The 24,227-nt window shown below is 51.4% G+C and carries 16 protein-coding genes; all 16 read left to right on the forward strand.

What is annotated here, in order from left to right; translation table 11 throughout:
* Positions 1 to 65: 65 nt before the first annotated feature.
* The 16 genes from NWAT_RS06420 to purU all read left to right on the forward strand — a co-directional run bounded on the left by NWAT_RS06420 (position 66) and on the right by purU (position 24,225).
* A complete protein-coding gene (locus tag NWAT_RS06420) occupies positions 66 to 974 on the forward strand; it encodes a 5'-nucleotidase (protein ID WP_013220324.1) in 909 nt (302 codons plus the stop codon).
* Positions 975 to 1,046: 72 nt separating this feature from the next.
* Complete coding sequence (locus NWAT_RS06425; protein ID WP_013220325.1) at positions 1,047 to 2,759, forward strand: class I SAM-dependent DNA methyltransferase; 1,713 nt, start codon at positions 1,047 to 1,049, stop codon at positions 2,757 to 2,759.
* On the forward strand, positions 2,749 to 4,242 hold the full coding sequence (locus tag NWAT_RS15625; protein ID WP_013220326.1) for a restriction endonuclease subunit S: 1,494 nt from the start codon (positions 2,749 to 2,751) through the stop codon (positions 4,240 to 4,242). The genes NWAT_RS06425 and NWAT_RS15625 overlap by 11 nt, the downstream gene beginning before the upstream one ends.
* A gap of 91 nt (positions 4,243 to 4,333) precedes the next feature.
* Positions 4,334 to 5,332, forward strand: a complete 999-nt coding sequence (gene rhuM / locus NWAT_RS06435; RefSeq protein ID WP_013220327.1) for a virulence protein RhuM/Fic/DOC family protein — start codon at positions 4,334 to 4,336, stop codon at positions 5,330 to 5,332.
* A gap of 9 nt (positions 5,333 to 5,341) precedes the next feature.
* Complete coding sequence (locus NWAT_RS06440) at positions 5,342 to 8,500, forward strand: type I restriction endonuclease subunit R (protein WP_013220328.1); 3,159 nt, start codon at positions 5,342 to 5,344, stop codon at positions 8,498 to 8,500.
* A gap of 298 nt (positions 8,501 to 8,798) precedes the next feature.
* Positions 8,799 to 8,900: a hypothetical protein gene (locus NWAT_RS16975; RefSeq protein ID WP_198342183.1), complete on the forward strand. Its 102-nt coding sequence runs from the start codon at positions 8,799 to 8,801 to the stop codon at positions 8,898 to 8,900.
* Positions 8,901 to 9,018: 118 nt separating this feature from the next.
* Positions 9,019 to 11,511 (forward strand): hypothetical protein, encoded by a 2,493-nt coding sequence (locus NWAT_RS06445; protein ID WP_013220329.1) that lies wholly within the window; start codon positions 9,019 to 9,021, stop codon positions 11,509 to 11,511.
* Between the two features lie 739 nt (positions 11,512 to 12,250).
* On the forward strand, positions 12,251 to 14,422 hold the full coding sequence (locus NWAT_RS06450) for a hypothetical protein (protein WP_013220330.1): 2,172 nt from the start codon (positions 12,251 to 12,253) through the stop codon (positions 14,420 to 14,422).
* 12 nt (positions 14,423 to 14,434) lie between these two features.
* A complete protein-coding gene (locus NWAT_RS06455; protein WP_013220331.1) occupies positions 14,435 to 15,760 on the forward strand; it encodes an NADH:flavin oxidoreductase in 1,326 nt (441 codons plus the stop codon).
* A 42-nt stretch (positions 15,761 to 15,802) separates the two neighbouring features.
* A complete protein-coding gene (locus NWAT_RS16980) occupies positions 15,803 to 15,970 on the forward strand; it encodes a hypothetical protein (protein ID WP_013220332.1) in 168 nt (55 codons plus the stop codon).
* A 48-nt stretch (positions 15,971 to 16,018) separates the two neighbouring features.
* Positions 16,019 to 17,515, forward strand: a complete 1,497-nt coding sequence (locus NWAT_RS06460; protein ID WP_232420224.1) for a c-type cytochrome — start codon at positions 16,019 to 16,021, stop codon at positions 17,513 to 17,515.
* Positions 17,516 to 17,552: 37 nt separating this feature from the next.
* Positions 17,553 to 17,969, forward strand: coding sequence for a hypothetical protein (locus tag NWAT_RS06465; RefSeq protein WP_013220334.1), 417 nt, complete (start codon positions 17,553 to 17,555; stop codon positions 17,967 to 17,969).
* Between the two features lie 14 nt (positions 17,970 to 17,983).
* The gene (locus tag NWAT_RS06470; protein ID WP_013220335.1) at positions 17,984 to 19,435 is read left to right on the forward strand and encodes a c-type cytochrome; all 1,452 of its coding nucleotides are present in this window, start codon (positions 17,984 to 17,986) and stop codon (positions 19,433 to 19,435) included.
* 13 nt (positions 19,436 to 19,448) lie between these two features.
* Positions 19,449 to 21,068, forward strand: coding sequence for a lipoxygenase family protein (locus NWAT_RS06475; RefSeq protein ID WP_013220336.1), 1,620 nt, complete (start codon positions 19,449 to 19,451; stop codon positions 21,066 to 21,068).
* A 13-nt stretch (positions 21,069 to 21,081) separates the two neighbouring features.
* On the forward strand, positions 21,082 to 23,133 hold the full coding sequence (locus NWAT_RS06480; RefSeq protein ID WP_013220337.1) for a patatin-like phospholipase family protein: 2,052 nt from the start codon (positions 21,082 to 21,084) through the stop codon (positions 23,131 to 23,133).
* A gap of 240 nt (positions 23,134 to 23,373) precedes the next feature.
* Positions 23,374 to 24,225 (forward strand): formyltetrahydrofolate deformylase, encoded by an 852-nt coding sequence (gene purU / locus NWAT_RS06485; RefSeq protein ID WP_013220338.1) that lies wholly within the window; start codon positions 23,374 to 23,376, stop codon positions 24,223 to 24,225.
* The last annotated feature ends 2 nt before the right edge of the window (positions 24,226 to 24,227 follow it).

Here is a 24,227-nt window from a genome sequence, read left to right on the forward strand (position 1 = left end):
ACCTTGTAAGTTGTATTTTATGACACAATGAGCCTACCAAGGTCTCTACCCTACACCCAAAGACTATGCCTGCTATTCTAGGTGACAAACTGGTTGTTGCTATTTCTTCACGGGCCTTATTCGATCTGGACGAAAGCCATCGTGTATTTGAGGAACAAGGCACTGATTCCTATTGTAAATACCAGATTGAACAGGAAGATGTCATCTTGGAGCCAGGAGTGGCTTTTCCGCTAGTGTGTAAGCTGCTGGCTCTCAACCAGAGTCGCCCGAACCCGCCACGGGTGGAAGTGATACTGCTATCGAGAAACAATGCCGATACGGGTCTGCGTGTATTTAATTCCATTCAACATCATGAACTTGCGGTAACCCGGGCAGCCTTTACCTCCGGGGAAAGCCCCTATCGGTATGTTTCCGCATTTGGCGCCCATTTGTTCCTCTCCGCCGATCCGGAGGATGTTAAAAAGGCGCTGGAAGCGGGCGTAGCAGCGGCCACTATCGTGCGCTCAAAAGCGAGTCTCAATACTCACTCGTCTCAGCTACGGATTGCCTTTGATGGGGATGCGGTCCTATTTTCCGATGATGCGGAGCGGGTTTTCAAGGAGCAGGGCTTGGCGGCCTTTCAAACGAGTGAGCAAACGTCGGCCCGGCAGCCTCTTCCGGGGGGACCCTTTCGCAATTTCCTGGCAGTGCTACAGCGGATTCAAAGGGAATATCCACCGGAGGAATCACCCCTCCGGACCGCCCTCGTGACGGCTCGGGGAGCACCGGCCCATGAGCGGGTGATCCGCACCCTTCGGGCTTGGGATATTCGCATTGACGAGGCTTTATTCCTGGGCGGGTTGGATAAAGGAGACTTCTTGAAAGCTTTTGGTGCTGATATTTTCTTTGATGATCAACAGGACCACTGTGAATCAGCCAGCCGTCATGTCACCACGGGCCATGTACCTCATGGAGTTTCCAATCAGGGCCGATAAATAGGCCAACATCATCTCCTTTGGGCGCGGATAAAAGCGGCGCCTTCTTTATCTCTTGTTAAAACGTCATTTATGAACAACCCGGAACAGCAATTCCTCAAGGCGCTGGACGACAAACTCTGGAAAGCCGCCGACAAGCTCCGCGCCAACCTGGACGCCGCCAATTACAAGCATGTGGTGCTGGGCCTCATCTTCCTCAAGTACGTCTCCGATGCCTTCGAGGAACGTCAGGAAGCCTTGCTGGAGCGGTTCAAGGATGAGAACGACGACATCTATTACTTGCCCCGGGAAGATTTCGACAGTGACGAGGACTACCAACAAGCCCTGCAGGAAGAGCTGGAAATACTGGATTACTACCGCGAGGCCAACGTCTTCTGGGTGCCCAAAGCTGCCCGCTGGAGCACCCTGAAGGAAAAGGCCGTACTGCCCGTGGGCACCGTATTGTGGCAGGACGATACGGGTCACGATGTGAAGCTGCGCTCTGTCTCCTGGCTGATGGACAACGCCTTGGAAGCCATCGAGAAGAGCAACGCCAAGCTCAAGGGCATTCTCAACCGCATCAGCCAGTACCAGTTGGAGAACGACAAGCTACTGGGCCTGATCAACACCTTCTCCGACACCTCCTTCACCAAGCCCATGTTCGACGGCGAGCAGCTGGACCTCCACAGCAAGGACATCCTCGGCCATGTGTACGAATACTTTCTGGGCCAGTTCGCCCTGGCTGAAGGCAAGCAGGGTGGTCAGTATTACACCCCCAAAAGTATCGTCACCCTGATTGTGGCAATGCTCGAACCTTACTCCGGCCGGGTGTACGACCCGGCCATGGGCTCTGGCGGTTTCTTTGTCTCCAGCGACAAGTTCATCGAGGAACACGCCAAGGAGCACCACTACGACCCCAGCGAGCAGAAAAAACACATCTCCGTCTACGGCCAGGAATCCAACCCCACTACCTGGCGCCTGGCCGCCATGAACATGGCCATTCGCGGCATCGACTTCAACTTCGGCAAGAAAAACGCCGACACTTTTCTGGACGACCAGCACCCGGATCTGCGGGCCGATTTCGTCATGGCCAACCCGCCCTTTAACATGAAGGATTGGTGGAGCGAATCCCTGGCGGACGATGCCCGCTGGCAATACGGCACCCCGCCCAAGGGCAACGCCAACTTTGCCTGGATGCAGCACATGATTCACCATCTGGCGCCCACCGGCAGCATGGCCCTGTTGCTGGCCAACGGCTCCATGAGTTCCCACACCAACAACGAAGGCGGAATCCGCCAGCGCCTGGTGGAAGAAGACCTGGTGGAATGTATGGCCGCCTTGCCCGGCCAGTTGTTCACCAACACCCAAATCCCGGCCTGCATCTGGTTTTTGACCCGGGACAAAGCCAACGGCCTGGTGCGCAATGAGAAGAAGCGCGACCGCCGGGAAGAATTTCTGTTCATTGACGCCCGTAACCTGGGCTTCATGCGGGATCGAGTGTTGCGGGACTTCACCGTTGATGACATCGCCAAAATCGCCGACACCTTCCATGCCTGGCAGCGCGGCGAACATTACGAGGATGTCGCCGGCTTCTGCAAATCCGCCAGCCTGGACGAGATCAAGAAACATGATTTTGTGCTGACACCGGGGCGCTACGTAGGTGCCCGAGAGCAGGAAGACGATGGCGAGCCCTTTGCCGAGAAGATGGCGCGATTGACCGGGCAGCTACAGGAGCAGTTTGTCGAGAGTGAGCGGCTGGAGGCTGAAATCAAGCGGAATCTTGGGAGGTTGGGGTATGATCTCTGATTTTCGCACGACAGTTTATGGACAAGTGTCCAGCAAGCTCCAAGAAAAAAAACTTTCCGAACTTTGCGTGGGAAAAAGTGGCATACAAACTGGCCCATTCGGAAGTCAGCTCCACAAATATGACTACGTTGAACAAGGTACACCGATCATCACTGTTGAGCACTTGGGTGACAACAGGATCGAGCATCTGAACACGCCTTATGTTTCTGATGCCGACAGGCATAGGCTGAGCAAATATCAAATCAAAGAAGGTGATATCGTTTTCTCAAGAGTTGGCTCTGTTGACAGACGCGCCTTAGTTCGCAAACAAGAGGACGGGTGGCTTTTTTCGGGAAGATGTTTGCGGGTACGTGTAGAAAATGAACTGATCGACCCTGCCTATTTGTCATACTTCTTTGGCCTTGAAACCTTTAAGTCCTATATCCGAAGTATTGCCGTCGGCGCAACAATGCCTTCAATCAACACCAAGATATTGAGCGATCTCCCAATTTACTACTGTTCTGACTTAGAAGAGCAGAAAGAGATTGCCAAGCTTTTGTTGACACTCGACGACAAAATCCAATTGAACCACCAAATCAACCAAACCCTCGAACAAATGGCCCAGGCCATCTTCAAAAGCTGGTTTGTGGATTTCGAGCCGGTCAAAGCCAAAATCGCCGCACTGAAAGCTGGCGGCAGCGAGGAAGACGCCCTGCTCGCCGCCATGCAAGCCATTTCCGGCAAATCCTCGGAACAACTCACCCGCCTTCAGGCCGAGCAGCCCGAGCAATACGCCGAGCTCCGCGCCACCGCCGAGCCGTTTCCATCGGCTATGCAGGAAAGTGAGTTGGGGGAGATTCCGGAGGGGTGGGGCGTTGGAGCGCTTCAAGATCTCTGCTTGAAAGTTGAAAGCGGAGGCACCCCAAAACGCAATATTCCAGAGTACTGGGGCGGCGAGATTAAATGGCTGGCCTCTGGAGAAGTTCGAGATGTAATTGCTTTCGGTACAAAAGAAAAAATTACAAAAAGTGGACTAGAGAATAGTTCAGCAAAACTCTGGCCTAAGTACAGCACCGTGGTAGCAATGTATGGGGCAACCGCAGGGCAAGTCTGTCTCTTGGCCGACACAATGACCACGAATCAAGCATGTTGCGGCTTAATTCCAAAAGAGAACAACAAAGCATTCCTGTTCATTACCGCGAGAAACTCTGTTTCCTCATTAGCAGATAAAGCATCAGGCTCCGCGCAACAAAACCTAAATAAAGGCTTAGTATCAAGGCACGCCTCCTTGCTGCCACCAGAGAATGTTCTGTTAGCGTACGAATCTATTACGTTTCCGCTTATCCATGCTTGGATTCAAAACACACATGAATGCGTACAGCTAACCGAATTACGCGATAGTCTTCTCCCCAAACTCCTCTCCGGCGAACTTTCGATATCGGATGCTGAATGCAGGGTATCCGAAATGGATGTCAGTGCTTGCACAGAGGACAGCCTGCTTTGACTGGCCCCTGAGCCGCTAACATAAATCGGCTCACAAGAAAACTGGATAAGGTAATCCACACAAGCACATTCAAGGAGGAAAGAAATAACTTATGGCGCATCAACAAATACAGATTTTCACCTCAAACGATGGCAAGGCCCAGCTGGAAGTGGCGCTGGAGCAGGGAACGGTGTGGCTCAGCCTGGACCAGATGACCGGGCTATTTGATCGGGATAAATCGGTTATTTCCCGCCATATTCGCAATGTCTTCAAAGAGGGCGAGTTGGAGCGGGAGTCAGTTGTTGCAAAAAATGCAACAACTGCCGCCGACGGCAAAACCTACGAGGTCGACTATTACAATCTCGATGTCATCATCTCCGTCGGCTATCGCGTCAAGTCTCAGCGTGGCGTCCAGTTCCGCCAATGGGCCACCCAGGTTCTCAAGGATCACCTGGTACAGGGCTATACCCTTAACCAGCGTCGCCTGACTGAGCGGGGTATCGAGTTCGAGCAAGCCGTTGACCTGCTCAGCCGCACGCTCACCCACCAGGGACTGGTGTCTAATGAAGGCGAAGCCGTTACCCGGGTGATCAGCGAGTATGCCCGCTCCTGGAGCCTGTTACAGGGCTACGATGAGCAGCAGTTGGCCGAGGTTGGCATCAAGCAACCGGACATGCAGCCGTTAGAACTGGACGAAGCGCTCAAAGCCATTGGCGAGCTCAAACAGACCCTGATGGCCAAGGGCGAGGCCACGGAGCTGTTTGGTCAGTTGCGGAGTAACGGCCTGGCTTCCGCCCTGGCCACCATTGAGCAGGGTTTCGGGGGTGAGCTGTTTTATCCGAACATCGCCGCCCGTGCCGCTCATCTCCTCTATTTCGTCATCAAGAATCACCCCTTGGCTGACGGCAACAAACGCTGCGGCTCGTTTCTGTTTTTGTGGTACCTGCGCCGTAACGCCGCGTTGCTGGCACGGTCGGTGGAACAACTGATTAATGACAACACCCTGGTGGCCTTGGCCCTGCTGGTGGCGGAAAGCCTGCCGGATCAGAAAACCCTGATGATCCGGCTGATTGAGCATTTCATTCTGCTGCGCGAGTCTGCCCAGGGATAGGAAGGATGTATGACCGAAGAGCAACTGGAACAACAATGCTTGCAATGGTTCGCCGAAGGCGGCTGGGAGATCGCCCATGGACCGGATCTGGCGCCGGATGGCGAGGCCCCGGAACGGGCCGATTACCGGCAGGTGTTGTTGCTGGCGGATCTTGAGGCGGCCATAAAGCGCATCAATCCTCACCTGTCCCAGAGCGCCGTTGAGCAGGCTATCGCCGTGGTGCGCAAGCCGGAAAGCCTGGATGTGGTGATCAGCAATCGGGTCTTCCACCGCCTGCTGCTGAATGGCGTACCCGTTGAGTACAAGCACGACGACAAGCTGGTTCACGACCGGGCATTGCTGGTGGATTTCAGAGATCTCACCGCCAACCGCTTCCGGGCCATTAATCAGTTCACCCTCGCAGGCTCCCGGCAACTGCGCCGGCCGGATGTGATCTGCTTTATCAACGGCTTACCTCTGGCCGTGCTGGAGCTGAAAAGCCCCGGCGCCGAGAACGCGAACATCTGGGATGCCTACCACCAGATCCAGACCTACAAGGACGAAATCCCCGACCTATTCGCCTATAACGAGGCAGCCATCATCAGTGACGGCTATGGGGCCCGGGTAGGCTCTCTCACCGCCAGCCAGGAGCGCTACATGCCCTGGCGCACAATCAAGCACGAGGACGACAAGCCCCTGCTGGAGTGGCAGTTAGAAACCATGGTGCGGGGCTTTTTCGACCGGGAACTGTTCCTGGATTACCTTCGCTACTTCGTGATCTTCGAGGCCGACTCGGACAAGCTGATTAAGAAGATTGCCGGCTACCATCAGTTCCATGGGGTGCGCGAAGCGGTAAAGGCCACGGTGATTGCCGCCCAAGCGCCGGAGCAAGGTTACTGGGCCAAAGAAAAACGCGCTACCTACGGCGATGAGGTGCAGCCAGGGAGCAAAAAGGCCGGGGTAGTGTGGCATACCCAGGGCTCTGGTAAGAGCCTTTCCATGTGCTGTTACGCCGGCAAGTTGCTGCAACAGCCCGGGATGAACAACCCCACCCTGATGGTGGTGACCGATCGCAACGATCTGGACGGCCAACTGTTCGCCACCTTTAGCGCCGCCCGGGAATTGCTTAAACAGGAGCCGGTACAAGCCGATGACCGGGATACCCTGCGGCGGTTGCTGTCGGAACGGGAATCCGGCGGGATCATCTTCACCACGGTGCAGAAGTTCGCCCTGCTGAATGATGAGACCGGCCACCCGGTGCTGAATGACCGCCACAACATCGTGGTGATCTCCGATGAAGCCCACCGCAGCCAGTATGGCCTGAAAGCTACCCTCAAGCGAGACGGCAGCTACACGTTCGGTTATGCCCGCCACCTGCGCGATGCCCTGCCCAATGCCTCGTTCATTGGCTTCACCGGCACCCCCATTGAGCGCGAAGACAGGGACACCCGCGCCGTGTTCGGTGATTACGTCTCCATCTACGACATCCAGGATGCCGTGGACGATGGCGCGACGGTACCCATCTTCTATGAATCCCGCTTGGCCAAGCTGGACCTCAACCGGGACCTGATCGGGGAACTGTCCGAGCAGGTAGAGGAAATGGTTGAAGACGATGAAGACGTGGGCAGCCGCGAGAAAACCAAGGGCGAGTGGAGCCGCCTGGAGAAACTGGTAGGTGCTGGCCCGCGTCTGAAGCAGGTGGCGGAAGACCTGGTCAGCCACTTTGAAACCCGCTCCCGTACCCTCAGCGGTAAAGCCATGATTGTGGCTATGAGCCGGGAGATTTGCGTGCATCTGTATAACGAGATAGTCGCCCTGCGCCCGGCATGGCACGACGATGATCCGGAGAAAGGCGCCATCAAGGTTGTGATGACTGGCTCCGCCTCGGATCGGGCCTTGCTGCAACCCCATATCTATAACAAGCAGACCAAAAAGCGGTTCGAGAAGCGCTTCAAGGACAGCAACGATTCGCTCAAGCTGGTGATCGTGCGGGATATGTGGCTGACCGGGTTCGACGCGCCTTGTTGCCACACCATGTACGTGGACAAGCCCATGAAGGGCCATAATTTGATGCAGGCCATTGCCCGGGTCAACCGGGTGTTCAAGGACAAGCCCGGTGGGCTGGTGGTGGACTACATCGGCATTGCCAACGAACTCAAGCAGGCCCTGAAAACCTACACTGATGCCAAGGGCAAGGGTTCCCCCACTCACAGCGCGGAAGAAGCCTACGCCATTTTGCTGGAGAAGCTGGCCATCATCCACGGCCTGTTCGCACCTGGCCCGCAAGGCCAGGGCTTCAACTACAACGGTTTCGAAACCGGGCCCCACAAGTTGCTGGTGCCTACCGCCAACTATGTGCTCAGTCTGGAAGATGGCAAGAAGCGTTTCTTGGATACCGTGCTGGCCATGAACAAAGCGTTCTCCCTCTGCGCTACCCTGGACGAAGCCCAGGCCCTGCAGAAGGAGGTGGCGTTTTGGTCGCAGGTGAAAATCGCCATCACCAAGTTCACCAGCGTGGACAAAAAGCTCACCGAGGAAGACAAGAACACTGCCTTGAAGCAGATTCTGGACAACGCCCTGGTGGCCGAAGGCGTGACCGATGTGTTTGCCCTGTGCGGCCTGGACAGGCCCAACATCGGCCTACTCTCGGACGAATTCCTGGAAGACGTGCGGCAAATGCCCTATAAGAATTTCGCCGTGGAGCTGCTGGAAAAACTGCTCAAGGACAACATCAAGGCTAGAACCCGCAGCAACGTGGTGCAGGAGAAGAAATACGCCGACCGCCTGCAAGCAACCCTGCGCCAGTACAACAACCGGGGCATTGAGACGGCACAGGTGATGGAAGAGCTGATTGCCATGGCCAAGCAATTCCAGGCGGAACTGGAGCGCGACGAAGCCCTGGGCCTGAACCTGGATGAAGTAGCCTTCTACGATGCCCTGGCCAATAATGAAAGTGCGGTGCGAGAGTTGGGTGATGAGACGCTGAAGAAAATCGCCGTGGAAATCACCGACAAGCTGCGCAAATCCACTACCGTCGACTGGCAGGTGCGGGAAAGCGTGCGGGCCAAGCTGCGGATTTTGGTGCGCCGAACGTTACAACGGTACCAATATCCGCCGGACAAGGCTCCGGAGGCGGTCGAACTTATTTTGCAGCAGGCCGAGGTACTATCGGATGAGTGGACAAAATAATTCGCTTGAATCAGTGCTGGTAGGCAGCGGCTTCGGGGGCTATCTACTCCCAATCTATTAGGCGGTGATATTTCTCACTGGAGTAGTGTGATTTTATGCCTAGCCCTAGATCAGGGTAAGGGTACGCTTACCTTTAACCGGTGTGGCTATGTACAGGTGAATTGGCCTTACTGGCGGAATAGCTTTCTTTGTACCGGGCTATTTTGAGGCGGGCCGACTGGCGGATGGTCTTGCGGAGGGAGTTATCAACGCCCAACCAGCGAAATTCGGACAGGTTTTCGGCTAGCAAGGATTATACGTGGCTGATGGTTCTATTGTGCCTACCGCCGTTGGCGCTAACCCCGTTGCGATACTGTCTGCGCTAGCAGGGCGGGTGGCGGAAGGAATAACGGGTATGTAGCCTGATTCTAGTCTATAAAATATGTATCACGCCTTTTTTCCTCTGGGTAAAGGGAATATGGCCAGAATAGGAGTGTTAAGGACAACTCTTTGCTCATCATAAAGGCGGGGAGGTGTTTATGTTCCAAGGGCAAAAGTTAGCGCGATCAAAATCGGCCCGAACATTTAAAGGGCCTGTGGCTTGGCTTTTTGGACGTCAGTTGATTGCGGGTCTCAAATGGATTGGGATGTACGCTTTCTTTGGGGACAAACTTGACTCCCGTGACTGGATGCGTCCTGACGTTATCACTCGCCATGGAGAGGCGCCGGAAGAGGAAGCTTTTTGGTTCGATTACCTGGCTGACTCCGGTGATGGACAATGCGCTACTTATAATATCGCTTATTTATGCCAGCATGATCTTTGGCTTCCAAACGAAAATCCTTCCCCCGATATCGCTCAAGAAAGCAAAACAGTTTCCTTAATCGGTGACGCGGGCAATGTCTTCAAGCTGCCGCGGGGCGAGTTCCTGTTTGTGGGGGGGGATACCTCTTATCATATTGCTGATTACGCAACCCTTGCGGACAGATTTCAGCAGCCTTTTAACTGGGCCTATGAAGATATCTTTGGACCCGAGACGCGTCCTGAAACGCGGCGGCCGATTTATGGCATACCCGGTAATCATGATTATTATGATGCCCTGGATGGATTTAATCGCCAATTTCTCAAGCCCTTTAATCAGGAACACGAACAAGATACCGAAGGCGCCGGGCCACAGCTGAGTCTCAAGGGATTTGAGCGCCTCCAGGAGGCCAGCTATGTAGCATTAAAATTGCCCTATGGCTGGTGGTTTTGGGGGTTGGATACGCAAGCCGGGAAAATTGATCGACGGCAAGCCGCCTTTTTCTTGTCTCTTTGTAATCCCGAGGTTTCCGAGGCGACCGCGGAGAATAAGGCGGCACGGAAAGCACCTGATAAATTAATTGTGGCCACGCCGGAACCCACCACCCAATTTGGGCGGTGGGCAAGGGAAGAAGAAGCCATTGTTGAGACTTTTAAAAAGCTGGAGCTAGCGCCTAGTTTCCTGAAATCCAATGCGGGCAATTTACCGCCCAGCCAATGCCGACTCGATATCTCGGGAGACATTCATCATTATGCTCGCTACTGGGGTAAGGGTGCTGTCGATAAATCGGATCATACCCGCACTAACTATGCCTCGGTAGTTGCTGGCGGTGGTGGTGCCTTTCTCCATCCGTCCCACACCGATGTGGAAGAGGTGGCGGAGAATCAGCTCTATCCTCCCCGGACGGTATCCCATCGGCTGATGACCCGACGTCTCTTAATGCCCTGGAATATTTTCCAAGGGGGTTATATTTGGCTCGCTGGTGGACTGATGGCGCTGATAATCTACTTTGCGGCGGTCATCCCCGAGAGCAGTTGGTCGATTTTTAAACTGATGCCTAATGGGCTAAGACCCTTGCAAAATGATGGCGATTCCTTACTTAGTCGTATTCAAGGAGCGCTGGCTATTGAGTGGGGAAATTCGACGAGCGAGTATTATTGGGATTTGATCTATGCTCTGTTATTACTCATTTTGTTAAGCATTAGCGCGCTTCGAACGAAGCGCTTTTTCGAAGCGGCTATGGACAGGGATCGGAAAGCCTGGGCTTGGGCTCATTATCGGTTTATTGGCTTCCATTTGGCGCTTTTTGCGCCTATGGGGGTTTTTATGTATGGGTGGAATCCCAGTGGCCATCCCCACTCCTTTCTAGCCAGTGTATTAGTGCTGCTGTTTTTGCTGGCTTCCCTGGTTAGCCTCGTGATTAGCCGCCGCTACGATAACCTGTTGTTCGAACGCGCTAAGTCCCACCAGATAATCAAAGGGGATTACACGCCCTTGTGGATTTTAATGCTATTTGCGGCGGTAAGTGCCTGCCATGGCTTGTGGCATTATGGCCGATATCCGGTGGCGGTGGTTTTCGCCGATATCCTGACGATTTTAACGTTACTGCTTACCCTGGGGGGCCTCATTTTCTTCGCCGTTGTTGCGGGGGGGAGTCTGCATGAACGGGCTGGAAAATTATGGTTTGCCGCGTTGGGGTGTTGGCATGCCGTGCTGCAAATTAGCGTTCCTGTATTGTTGGTTATCTATAGTTCCTGGATCACTATTTTCATAGTAGTTAGCAGCGTCATCCTGGCAACGCTATTGACTGCCTGGATGATGACCCGGGATTCCCTGATGAATGAAAACCGTCTCCAGCAGGAAAAGCTGGGCCGCCAGTTACTGATTATTTGGTTGCTGGTAGGCGTCTCTGCCATGCTCATTGCGAGCTGGGGAGGGGAGGCTGTGGAAGTGACGTGGAGTCGTCTTGCCGCTGCGTTTCTTGTGGGAGGAATATTGAGCTGCGTCTGGTTTGGCTGGTATTTAGTGGTGGCGCTGGCTTTTAATGGTCATAATAATGAAGCGGGGGGAGGCGCCCGCACCCAAACCTATCGTCATTTTATCCGCTTTAAACTAACCCCGAAGAAACTTACGGGATATGTCATTGGCATTGATCAGCCTGTTGAATCTTTTCCAAAGGATAAAGAGATGCCTAAGTTTCGGCTGGTTGATGTATTTACCATAGGGCTTTAGCGTTGCCTGGATATGCCCAAGGAGAATCGCCATGTATATGATAAGTTCTCGAGAAAATTTCTGGAGCAGCGAAAGGCTTTCCAATAAAGATCACATTAAGGATGCGATGTGGTATTGGATAATCCGGACCCAAAGGCCCCGCAGTTATCATGACTCACTCTCCCAATGTTAGGGTGATTAACTGCAAGCGGATTATTGATTCCCATGGGGGATATAAATATTCGGAACCGATCTATAAATTTATTGCCAAGGAGCTTAAGTCTAGTCAAGCGCCTCAATATTTTATTCTGGAATAGAAGTAGTCGTTTGCTGGGGCTTAATTTATTGTCTCAGCCATTAAACCCTACGCTTGTGAATCATGGCCAGCGTGTATTGTATTTTTATTTTTTAGGAACTTAGCTTGCGGTAAATTCGTCTCTAGCCGACGTGTTTTATAATTCCTTACAGTAATATTATTTTCCTTCCTTTTTTCTCTATCTGAAATGAGCTTACGCAGCATGATCAAAAAGGTATTTCTACCTATTTGATCTGCTTTTATCGTCGTTAACAATGAGTAATAATAGAGATCAAACTGCTTTCATTTCGGTTGAGAATATGTATTTAAATTGCCCTTAATAAATCACGCAAAGATTGTTAAAAATTTTACATAAGGAGGTATATCCCTAACCCTATAATTGATTATTAGAAACAACTTCCGTTCTTAACTGAAGGGACACTTCAGCCAAGTGGAGACGAATCAATGAAAAAGATAAATACGGTGTTGCTTTGTCCTATTGCGATCCTTGCCGTGATGGTCAGCGGCTGTGATAGCCAGCCCGAACCGGGAGAATCAGCATCCCAAGAGTCTTCCTACCCTGAACCTTTTGAATATCGTTTTGCCGGCTACGATAAGGAATGCGCAGGCATTCCAGGCTATCTAGATCCTTATCACTATGGTTACGATCTCACCGCGGAAGAAAAGCGGGGCGCTTGCACCTGGTATTTGTGGGCGGGTGGTGATCCCATGGGAGAAAATCCCTCCCAATCTAATGCAGGAGGAAATCCTCATTTCTGGCGCGAGGCTGAAGCCCGTACCTGGAAGATTGCCAAGGTCAGCGGACTTCAGGTTAATCTTAATTTCCTGGCTTTTCTAGACTCGCGCGTACGGGACGAGCGTTTCGAGAAATTTGGAGTTATCAATGACCCCGGTTGTCAAAAAGCAAGCAAGCCTGATGCCTACGGTTTATGGCTTGATGAATGCCAGGACCCCTACTCTAGTGGCGTGATGGGGCTGCGGGTATTCCCTAATCAGAACTTTGATCCTGAAAAATGGGATGTCCAAAAATATTTAGAGGAAGACGCCACCATCGAACCGCCTTATTTGACGGGATTGACGTGTGGTATTTGCCATATTGCTTTTAATCCGGTTAATCCGCCCAAAGATCCCGAGCATCCTGAATGGGAAAATTTTGCCGGAGCGTTCGGTAATCAGTATATCAAGGAAGGGGCGCTATTTGGGCAAGGACTAAAGAAGGAGGACTTTCTCTACTGGGTTTATGCCAAACAGCCCGCGGGCACTTCCGATACTTCCCGCATCAGCATGGATTTTATTGATAACCCCAATGCCATCAATTCTATTTTTTATATCACCTCGGCCCGGCCTACTTATGAAGAGGTCATGAATGATGGCACTACCCGAAAGGTGCCTCATATCCTTAAGGATGGCGCCGATTCCATTGGTGCAGGCGGCGCGGCGCTGCGGGTCTACGTTAATATTGGCACGTGCGGCGACTACCGGATGAGTATCGACGATACTTTCCTTGGTATTAAGCCCCAACATCCGTTTGATCTTGCCAAAGCAGAAGCCGAGTGTGAGGACTGGCGTCTGACTGCCGCGCGGATGGATGATGCCGCCGCCTTTTTGAATTCTCCTCCTCCCTTTAAGCTTCAGGACGCCCCAGGTGGTGAGCAATACCTAACTAAAGATGAGGAGCAACTAAGCTTAGGTAAAAAAGTATTTGCCCAATATTGTGCCCGTTGCCATTCCAGCAAATTGCCGGAAGGCTATAGCCATGAAGGCATGGAAAAACATGCCGATGCGGCTAAGGATGACTGGGTGAAACTGGTCATGAGCGATGATTTTCTGGAAAGAAATTTCCTCTCGGATGATCGGCGCTATCCACTTTACTCGGATGATCCCAGTATTGCCATTGGCACCAATGCCGCCAGGGCGGTGGCTTCCAATGCAACCGAGGGTCATGTCTGGCAGAACTTCTCCTCCAAGACCTATAAAGAATTGCCATCGGTGGGCAAGGTTGCGCTCTACAATCCCTTTAACGCCGATAAGCCTATTCAATATGAATTTCCGGCGGGTGGCCGCGGCTATTACCGAACTCCCTCCTTGATCAGCGTGTGGGCAACCGCACCCTTCTTACACAACAATATGTTGGGAATCTACAATCATGATCCTTCCGTTAAAGGGCGAGTGGAGGCATTCATGGATGCGGCCGAGAAATTGCTTTGGCCGGAGAAACGTTTGGGGCCGGATTCTATTAAAGTGACCCCGATGGATACCTATCTGCGGTTCCGTTCCCTCGAGGTACGGGTTCCGGCGGGCACCCCCATCAAACTCCTGGCTAATATCAGTTTGGATAAAGTGGCTGATAAAAAAGAACTGCTCAAGGATTTGAAGGAGTCGTTAAAAGATCCCACCCACCTCGTTAAACTGGTGAAGGCGTTGAAGGGTCAGGAGCAGTTTGATGATGAGTTGAAAAAGCTGGTTCCCAAATTATTGCGCTATAACCAGATCCCCGATTTTGTCGAGGATAAAGGGCACAATACCCACATCTGCCGCGATCCCTCCGATGAAAAGATAACCTGTCTTTCGGATGAGGAGAAGCGGGCGCTGATTGAATATCTGAAGTTTTTATAGGAGGTTCGGTCCGTGGAAAACGACATCATTTTTCAACCTCTCGCGTTTAAAAACTTAACGGTTAAAAACCGGATCTTCCGTTCCAGTATTTCCGGCCGCTGGGACAACTACAATGGTTCGGGAACCCAAGCCCGCATTAACTGGGAAGAGAAGTTTGCCCGAGGCGGCGTAGGCGCCATCATCTCTTCTTTTGCGCCGGTGCATATCCGGGGCCGCATCATGCCTAATTACGCCATGATTGATGACGATGACAAGATTCCCTTTTGGCGTAAGGTAGGGGAGAAAGTTCATGAATATGACTGCAAGTTTATTGTGCAGTTGAGTCATTCGGGACGCCAGCGGGATGTCCCGGGGGTTGAGAATTTAATGAATAAGGGACTGTCCTCAACCAGCAAGATGGATACGTTTCATGGCCTGCTCTGTCAGGCCATGACCCTGGGAGAGATTAAGCAGACTATCCAGCACTTTGCCGATAGCGCGCGCCGGGCCCGGGAAGCGGGCCTGGATGGAGTGGAATTACACGCTTCCCATGGTTATCTCTTCACGCAGTTTCTTAGTTCCGCCATTAACGACCGCAAGGATGAATATGGGGGTTCGCTGGAGAACCGGGCCCGCTTCTTGCTGGAGGTGATTCATGCCATTCGCAAGGAAGTCGGCGATGATTACCATCTTCAGGTCAAAATTAATATTGTGGATGAGAACAACGCTCTTTATCCCTGGGAGAAATGGGGTAACAAGCCGGAGGAGTATGTCCAGATTTGCCAATGGGTAGAGCAGGCAGGTGCTGATGGCTTGCATGTTTCGGCGGGTAGCCTCTTCCCTCATCCTTTGGTTCCGCCAGGTGGTTTCCCCCTGGATGAAACGAATTGGTGGTATGGGAGCATGGCTTCGAGTGGTGTGCGCGGTTACCTAAATTATACGGTCTTTCATTTTAAGGCATTGAGGCCACTTTTTCTTTGGCTCTGGAATCGCACCAAGAAGAAATATCCCATCGAGGGAGTCAGCGCGGAGCTTTGTAAGCAGGTTAAAGAAAGGGTCGGTATTCCGGTGCTTAATACCGGCGGTTATCAGGCGGGTAAATTGATCCGGAAAGTGATTTCCGAGGGGTACTGTGATGGGGTGGCCATTGCCCGTCCACTAATTGCTAATAATGATTTGCCCAAGGTCTTGCAAACGGGCAGGGACTTGCCCGAAAAACCTTGCTCATTTTGCAATCGGTGCCTTCTCAATGCGCCCGCCAATCCCCTAGGTTGTTACGATGTGCGCCGCTATGACAACCATCATGACGCCATGATTGAGGAGGTCATGACTGTTTATGATCCGCCTCCTTTTCATTAGTGCCAATGCGCTTTCATTTTAACTTTGGAAAAGGGGTTACCCATGAATAACGCTGAAACCAAAACGGTCCAAACCGTCGCCAAGGATCAAACGATTGAGGATAGGGTGCGGGTGAGTCCCGTCGATCGCTATGAGCTAAAGGCTCGGAAGCGATGGGGGATTGTTGCTCTGATTATTATCCTTTTTTGGCTACTGATCGCGCTATTTTGATTATTTTATGGAGCATGGATTGACATGGCCACGCAGCAGAAGCAATCAGTGAATAAGGCAAAAAATCCTAGAAATCCACGGCGTATGTTTAGCCTCTTGATAATCGGTATTGTGGTTGTCGCTGCTGGTTATCTTATTGCCCGTTTTGTTCCTGAAAGGCCAGTGGACTATGAGGCTATCGAAGATCATTTCAAATACGGCTCCATTGGCAGCGAGCCTGTCAATGGATTGCCTTATTGGATTTGGAAAGTGCTTCCAGAGATGTTTCCCGAGAAGCTCCCTGGCAAGGGCGGGTATGCTTCCTTCGGATTCATTTACGAACAAGGGCGGGATTTGCCTATTGGTGTGTCGCAACGCCGGGTGACAGGTATTGAGCGCGTGTGGTTAAACTGCGCGGTTTGTCATACGAGCACCTTGCGGGAAACGAAAGGCGCTGAGCCCCAGGTTATTCTGGGGATGCCCGCCAATGACTTTAGACTGTATTTATTCATCCAATTCTTAAGAGAAGTTGCGTTGGATAATCGTCTTACTTCGGAAAATGTCATGGCGAAGATTGAGGAAATGGGTGGTAATCTCGATCCCATCGAGAAAGTGGCCTATCGCTATTTCGTTGTGGATCGAGTGCGCGCCGCGCTCTTCGAATTGCGCCAGCAGCTCAACTTTCTTGATCGCCAGCATCCCTGGGGTCCTGGCCGGGTGGATACTTTTAACCCCTATAAAGCCATTCAGTTTAATTTTCCCATGGATACATTACCCGCCGAGGAGTTAATCGGTCCAGCCGATTATCCTTCCATTTGGGATCAGCGGCCACGGGAAGGAATGTACCTCCACTGGGACGGCAATAACCCCTCCGTTCAGGAACGCAATAAGAGCGCCGCTTTGGGAGCGGGGGTGACGCCAGTCACCATCGATCTGGAGCGGATTGGGCGTATTGAAGACTGGCTGTGGGATTTTAAACCCCTGGCTTATCCGAAGGAAATTACCTCGGCGAAAGCGGCGGAAGGCAAACAACTCTATGGGCAGTATTGCGCCCAATGCCATGGCATGCAGGAAGGGGATCAGTACCTATTTGATACCGGGCGGTTTTCGCGGTTGGGAAAGGTAGAACCTATCACCGCTATTGGCACCGATCCGGGTCGGCTCAACTCCTATACCGAGCTATTATCCGTTAATCAAAATACCCTTTATGTGGGTTATCCCTGGCGTTTTAAACATTTTCGCAAAACCCATGGCTACGCCAACATGCCCCTGGATGGTCTTTGGCTGCGGGCGCCCTATTTGCATAACGGCTCGGTGCCGACGCTGCGGGATCTGCTGGAGCCGGCGGAGAACCGGCCAAAGGTATTCTATCGGGGTTATAACGTCTATGACTGGGAGAAGGTAGGCTTCATCTCGGATGTTGCCGAAGAAGATGGTCATGAATTTTTTAAATTCGATACCCAGGTAAGGGGGAATTCCAATGCCGGCCATGAAGGCGAGGCTTATGGCACCTCTCTGAGCGGAGCGCAAAAGGATGCGATGGTTGAGTATATGAAGACTTTTTAGAAAGACGATGAGCAGATCAGCAGAAGGAATATAAAAAATGAGTCGTTATGGGATTTGGCACGGCCGGGTGGTATGGTTTGGAATTATCCTGAATATGTTTTTTGTGTTTCCCTTGGTGCTGGCGCCAGGATGGTTATTAGGGTTGCTTAATATTCCGCTGGATCAACTTATTTGGGCGCGGGCCTCGGGAATGTTGCTTTTTATCATCAGTGTTTTTTATATACCCGCCACCTGGGATCTGAAACGCTACCGGGCGTCGGCCTGGTTTTCCATTTTCCCCTCCCGGACTTTTGGAGCCACTTTCTTTACGGTCGCGGTGTTTGTGTTTGGCTATCCCGTGGGTTTTCTCTCCATTGCCATTGTGGATGGCTTTATTGGAATCACAACATTTATTTTACTGTTGTTGGTGACCCTTGAAGAGAAAAGAAGGGGTACGCCAGTAACATTAAAATAGGAGGGTTAGAGCTCATGCACTCAAAAACAGTTCGTTGGATGGTGGTGCTGCTGGCATTAGTCCTGGTGATGGGGGCCGTTGGTTGGTACAAACTTCTTCGTGAAGTGGAGCAAACCTCGCTGAAAGAGGCTTCGGCGGCGGAATGGTTTAAATACGGTTCCATTGGCAGCGAGGAGGAACAGGGCGTTCCCTATTGGATCTGGCGGGTTTTGCCTAAAATGTTTCCTGAGTATTTGCCAGGCCCTGGTGGTTATGCTGCCCTTGGTGTTCCCTGGGAACAGGGCCAGGAATTGCCGGTAGGATTTTCTAAAAAAACTATTGGTTTTCCCCGCGTTGCTTTTAACTGTGCCTTCTGCCATTCGGCTAGATACCGGCTCAAGGAAGATGAGCCGCCCACTATTATGGTGCCTGGGCCGGGGAATACCGTCAGGCCCCAAGACTATGCCCGCTTTCTTGCGGCAGCGGCGAATGATGCCCGCTTCAATTCCGACGATATTCTGGAACAGATCAGTTTGATCTACGAATTGCCGTGGCTGGATAGGCAGCTCTATCGTTACTTAATTATTCCCATGACTAAAAAAGCATTGATCCAATATGGGCAAACATTTGCCTGGGCCCAGGAAAAGCCTCCTTGGGGGACCGGGCGCATCGATCCTTTTAACCCCATTAAGTTTGGAATCCTGCAAATGGGGATCGATACCACGATTGGCAATGCGGACATGATGCCTCTATGGAACCTGAAGGTCCGCGAAGGAGATGCCCTCCATTGGGATGGATTGAATACTGATCTGCATGAGGTGGTGATCAGTTCCGCCATTGGCGATGGCATGACGTATAAGGCCATTGCCCATGACAGCTTGGATCGTATCGAGGCCTGGTTACAAGAAGTGCCGCCGCCGGCTTCGCCTTTTGATGCTCGCAAGGGAGCTGATTCTCCTTATTTTTTGGATAAGCAGCTAGCCGCGAAAGGTAAAACAATTTATGAAAAAAATTGTGCCGAATGTCATGCCCCTGAAGGCAAGCGTCATCGGACAGTAATTCCGGTTGAAGAAGTGGGTACTGACCGTCACCGGGTGGATATGTGGACGGCTGAAGCGGCTAAGCGCTACAACGCCTATCAGGAAGATTACGATTGGGGCATGCGCCACTTTAGGGATGTGGACGGCTATGTGGCGGTACCCCACGATGGCTTATGGTTGCGGGGCCCCTATCTTCACAACGGCTCTGTGCCTACCCTGCGGGATATGCTCAGAAAACCGGAAGACCGGCCCCAGGTTTTTTATCGGGGTTACGATCTTTTCGATCCCATCAATGTGGGTTTTGTGTCCCAGGGAGAAGAAGCCGAGCGTATTGGTTTTCGCTATGACACGGGGGTCCCTGGCAATAGCAATCAAGGACATTTGTTTGGTACGGATCTTCCGCAAGATCGAAAAGAAGCGTTACTTGAATACTTAAAAACGCTTTGATAAGGAGGGCACCATGAATACCTCGCTACCGCAAAATGATTCCGATCCCCAGGGCCGAAAGGATCGGCTTGAAAGACGGCGAGCGCTGTATGTATTTAATTACGATTATGTGCCGCCCATACCGATGATTGATAAGGTCCCTCATGAAGAGTATTTCAGTCCAAAATACACTGCAGAACGTTTGGCGTCCATGGCGAAGCTAGCGCCTAATATGCTTGCCGCTAAAACCAAGCGGCTCTTCGACCCGCTTGATGAACTGAATGAATATGATGAGATGTTCATCTTCCTGGACAAACCGGGTATTGTCCGCGGCTATCGAACAGATGAATCCTTTGGGGAACAACGCCTATCCGGCGTTAATCCCATGTCAATACGCCGCCTTGATAAACTCCCCGAAGACTTTCCGATCATGGATGAGTATCTGGAACAAAGTTTGGGTTCTCCACATACTCTCGCGCAGGCACTCCAAGAAGGACGGCTTTATTTTCTGGAGTTCCCTCAATTGGCTCATGTGAAAGAAGGCGGACTTTACCGGGGACGGAAAAAATACCTGCCCAAGCCCCGGGCTTTATTTTGCTGGGACGGGAATCATTTGCAGCCGGTGGCCATCCAAATTAGCGGACAACCAGGGGGGCGGCTCTTTATTCCCCGGGATTCTGATTTAGATTGGTTTGTAGCCAAGTTGTGCGTCCAGATTGCCGATGCCAATCATCAGGAACTTGGCACCCACTTTGCCCGTACTCATGTGGTGATGGCGCCTTTTGCCGTGGTGACCCACCGTCAATTGGCGGAAAATCATCCTCTGCATATTCTGTTGCGGCCTCATTTCCGGTTCATGCTCTACGACAATGATTTGGGGCGTACCCGATTTATCCAGCCAGATGGTCCGGTGGAGCACATGATGGCGGGCACTCTAGAAGAGTCCATTGGGATTTCCGCTGCCTTTTATAAGGAATGGCGGCTAGATGAAGCCGCCTTTCCCATTGAAATTGCCCGCCGCAAGATGGATGACCCGGAGGTATTGCCCCATTATCCCTTCCGGGACGATGGGATGCTGCTATGGGACGGTATTCAGAAATTTGTGAAGGAATACTTGGCCCTTTATTATCAAAGTCCTGAAGATTTGGTCCAGGACCAGGAACTGCGGAACTGGGCTAGGGAGCTTACCGCCAATGACGGGGGCCGGGTAGCGGGTATGCCGGGGCGTATTGAAACCGTCGATCAGCTTACCAGCATCCTTAGCACGGTCATTTATACTTGTGCACCCTTGCACTCGGCACTGAATTTTGCCCAGTACGAGTATATCGGCTATGTCCCGAATATGCCCTATGCGGCCTATCACCCCATTCCCGAAGAGGGAGGCGTGGATATGGAAACGCTGATGAAAATTCTGCCTCCCTACGAGCAGGCTGCGCTGCAGCTGAAATGGACCGAGATCCTCACTTCCTACCATTATGATCGCTTGGGACATTATGATGAAAAATTCGAAGATCCCCAGGCGCAAGCCGTAGTGGAACAATTCCAACAGGAGCTAGCGGCAGTAGAACAGGAGATTGATCAGCGTAACCAAGACCGTCCGCTAGCCTACACGTATCTGAAGCCTTCGGAAATTATCAATAGCATTAATACCTGAGGGGGGAACCACCATGAGCCGCGTAGCAGAAAGCCAAGATTTGGAAGGAAGCTCAAAAAGTAGACCCGCGGTTCCGATGGAGCAAAAAATGTTAGAGATGTTCCGTCAGGAACAGGAACGCCTCCGGGACAGACGCCGCCAGGCGGGGCTTGCTCCAGGCCGGCCAGAAAAAGATGCGGTAGGGCTGGCTTTTTCGGGCGGCGGGATTCGCTCCGCTACCTTTAACCTGGGGTTATTGCAGGCAATGAATCGCTACGGCTTTCTCAAGCATGTGGATTATCTTTCCACTGTCTCGGGCGGAGGCTATATTGGCAGTTCCCTGACCTGGTTTATGTCTTGCCTTAAGCAGGACTTTCCTTTTGGGACTTCCCGTCGCGACAATACTGAAACGCCGGGCGCTATCGTAAGCTGGCTCCGTCAGCATGCTTCCTATCTCACGCCGGGTGAGGGGGTGGATCTTTGGGCCTTGGCTGCAGCAGTGATACGAGGCACTTTGGTGAATTTGTTGGTAATTATCCCGATTTTTTTTACCGTAACCGTGCTTCTGGTTTGGTTACCTGGTCCAGTGGTTATTCCAGCTTATCCTCAGAATGGATTTACCGTATTGCTAGGCGTGGGCCTTGCCTTTCTCGCTCTGCTTGGCATCACGTCCATTTTCTATGCTCTATTTTCTAATATTAAAAGCTTACAGCGATTTCGTGTACGAAGCCGGAGCAACTTTTGGATGGGGCGGATGCTGTTTTTTGGGATAGGATTTGCAGTGCTTGGTACGATTCCTCTCTTGCATGGTTATCTAGAGATTCATTTTAAGGACTTGATTGAAGAATTTTATGCCTCTTTTTCCCTGGCTGGGGCGCTATCTCTCATGGGCGGCTGGATTGGCCGGGATTCGGAAAACGAGACTCAGGGTTACCGCAAAATCTTGTTAAATGTGGGACTGGCTTTGGTAATTTATGGTCTTTTGCTATGGATGTACCATGATGCTGATGCTGTTGTAAATAAGGGTGATGTATTGAGGAAAGGGTTATTATGGGCGGGAGTAGCCTCGGCGCTTTTTATTGGTATGCTAGCCAATATTAACTATGTCTCTATCCACCGTTATTACCGGGATCGGTTGATGCAAGCATTTATGCCACCGGTGGATTTTACTGATTTTAGCGAACCTAATAAATGTTTATTAAAAAACATTCTTCAAACCAAGGCTCCCTATCATATTATTAATACCATGATGATGACCTGGAATTCTTCCACTCCCACATTGCGGATCAGAGGCGGGGATAATTTTATTTTGACTCCTTTATTTTGTGGCGCCCCGTCCACCGGCTATGTTTCGAGTGCCCAATATTTGGGTGGCACGATGGATCTGAGCACTGCTTTTAGTATTTCGGGAGCCGCCATCGATCCCAATACGGGCGTGACCCGATCCCGGCCCTTATCCTTTATGATGACCTTGTTGAACGTGCGGATAGGTTATTGGGTTCGTAATCCAAAGCGGCCCGCCAATAGGATAAAGGGATGGTCGCGTCCTTATTGGTTCATCTACTCTCTACGGGAAATGTTGGGTCTTAAAATGGCTGAAAATCAGATGCATGTTTATCTGACCGACGGAGGTCATTTTGAGAACCTGGGTCTTTATGAGCTGATAAGACGCCGATGCCGTTATATTGTGCTGTCCGATGCGGCTGAAGATCGAGCCTGGAAGTTTGATGATTTAGGGAATGCCTTGGAAAAAATCCGAGTGGATTTTGGCGCGGCTATTGATATGGATACCCAAATGTTGCAACCTCAGGGGCCTAATCAATTTTCTCCTCAGCCGGGAGTGCTGGGAAATATTTGCTACGCTGATGGGAGTCGAGGTACTTTGCTCTATATTAAGGCTTCCGTTTTTTCCGGGCTTCCAGAGGATGTTTACGCCTACCGGCGGGCTAATCCCAAGTTCCCCAATCAAAGTACCGTGGATCAGTTTTTCGATGAGCCCCAATTTGAGGCTTACCGGGAACTGGGTTTTCAAACAGGCAAGCGAATATTTGAGGATAAAAAGCTCCATAAAGTTTTTGCGCCTTAATTTTACAAGAGCTTCCCTTTTCTGCCCCAACGATGCCTGCAGGTATCTGGAAGATTAACCAAGAAAAATTCTCTATGCGGGTGACCTCGCTAGGGGCTTCGAGGGGTGGGTCGTTGCCCGCGCCTCGGTAGCTGGACTACTCAGCTAATGGGGCGCCACCACGTACGCCTTTTTTTGTTCTGGTATAGTCGATCCTATAAGTAAAGTTGTAATGCGGTTATTTCCAGCTTAGGATTGCTTGTGGACAGTGAATTTCGTTTGATTATTTCCTGCCCTGATAGGGTGGGTATTGTAGCGGAAGTCAGTTCGTTTATTGCTTCTCATGGGGGCTGGATAAACGAGGCCAGCCATTATTCCGATCCGGTATCAGGCTGGTTCTTCATGCGTCATTGCATTAAGAGTAGCTCTCTACCGTTTGGAATCAAGGCTTTTAAAGATAAATTCTCGCCTATTGCCCAGAAATATAAGATGAAGTGGAGCCTCTCTGACTCCAGTGTAAAGAAACGGGTAGTGCTCATGGCCAGCAAAGAATCCCATTGCTTGGTTGATTTACTGCACCGCTGGCATAGTAACGAGCTTTACTGTGATATCCGTTGCATTATTTCTAACCATGAGCGTTTGAAGCAGCTTGTGGATGCTTATGGCGCACCTTACCACTTTGTCCCTATCGCGGGAGAAAAGAAAGAAGGTGCTTTCAGGAGAATTATTCAGCTGATTGAAGATAATCATACGGATCTCATCGTGCTCGCCCGCTATATGCAAATTTTACCGGGAGATATCTGTAATACTTATCAAAACCGCATTATCAATATTCATCACAGTTTTCTGCCCTCCTTTGTGGGAGCAAAACCTTATCATCAGGCCAGCGAGCGCGGTGTAAAACTTATCGGAGCCACTTGCCACTATGTAACCGAAGCGCTAGATGCGGGTCCCATCATTGATCAAGACGTGATACGCGTTAGCCATCACAATACCGTGGACGATATGATTCGCCTAGGAAGGGATGTGGAAAAACTGGTGCTGGCTCGGGGGGTGCGGAGTCACCTGGGAGATCGAGTATTGGTCCATGGCAATAAAACCATCGTTTTTTAGCG

Origin of the sequence: Nitrosococcus watsonii C-113 (assembly GCF_000143085.1) — a bacterium.
Lineage (GTDB): Bacteria > Pseudomonadota > Gammaproteobacteria > Nitrosococcales > Nitrosococcaceae > Nitrosococcus > Nitrosococcus watsonii.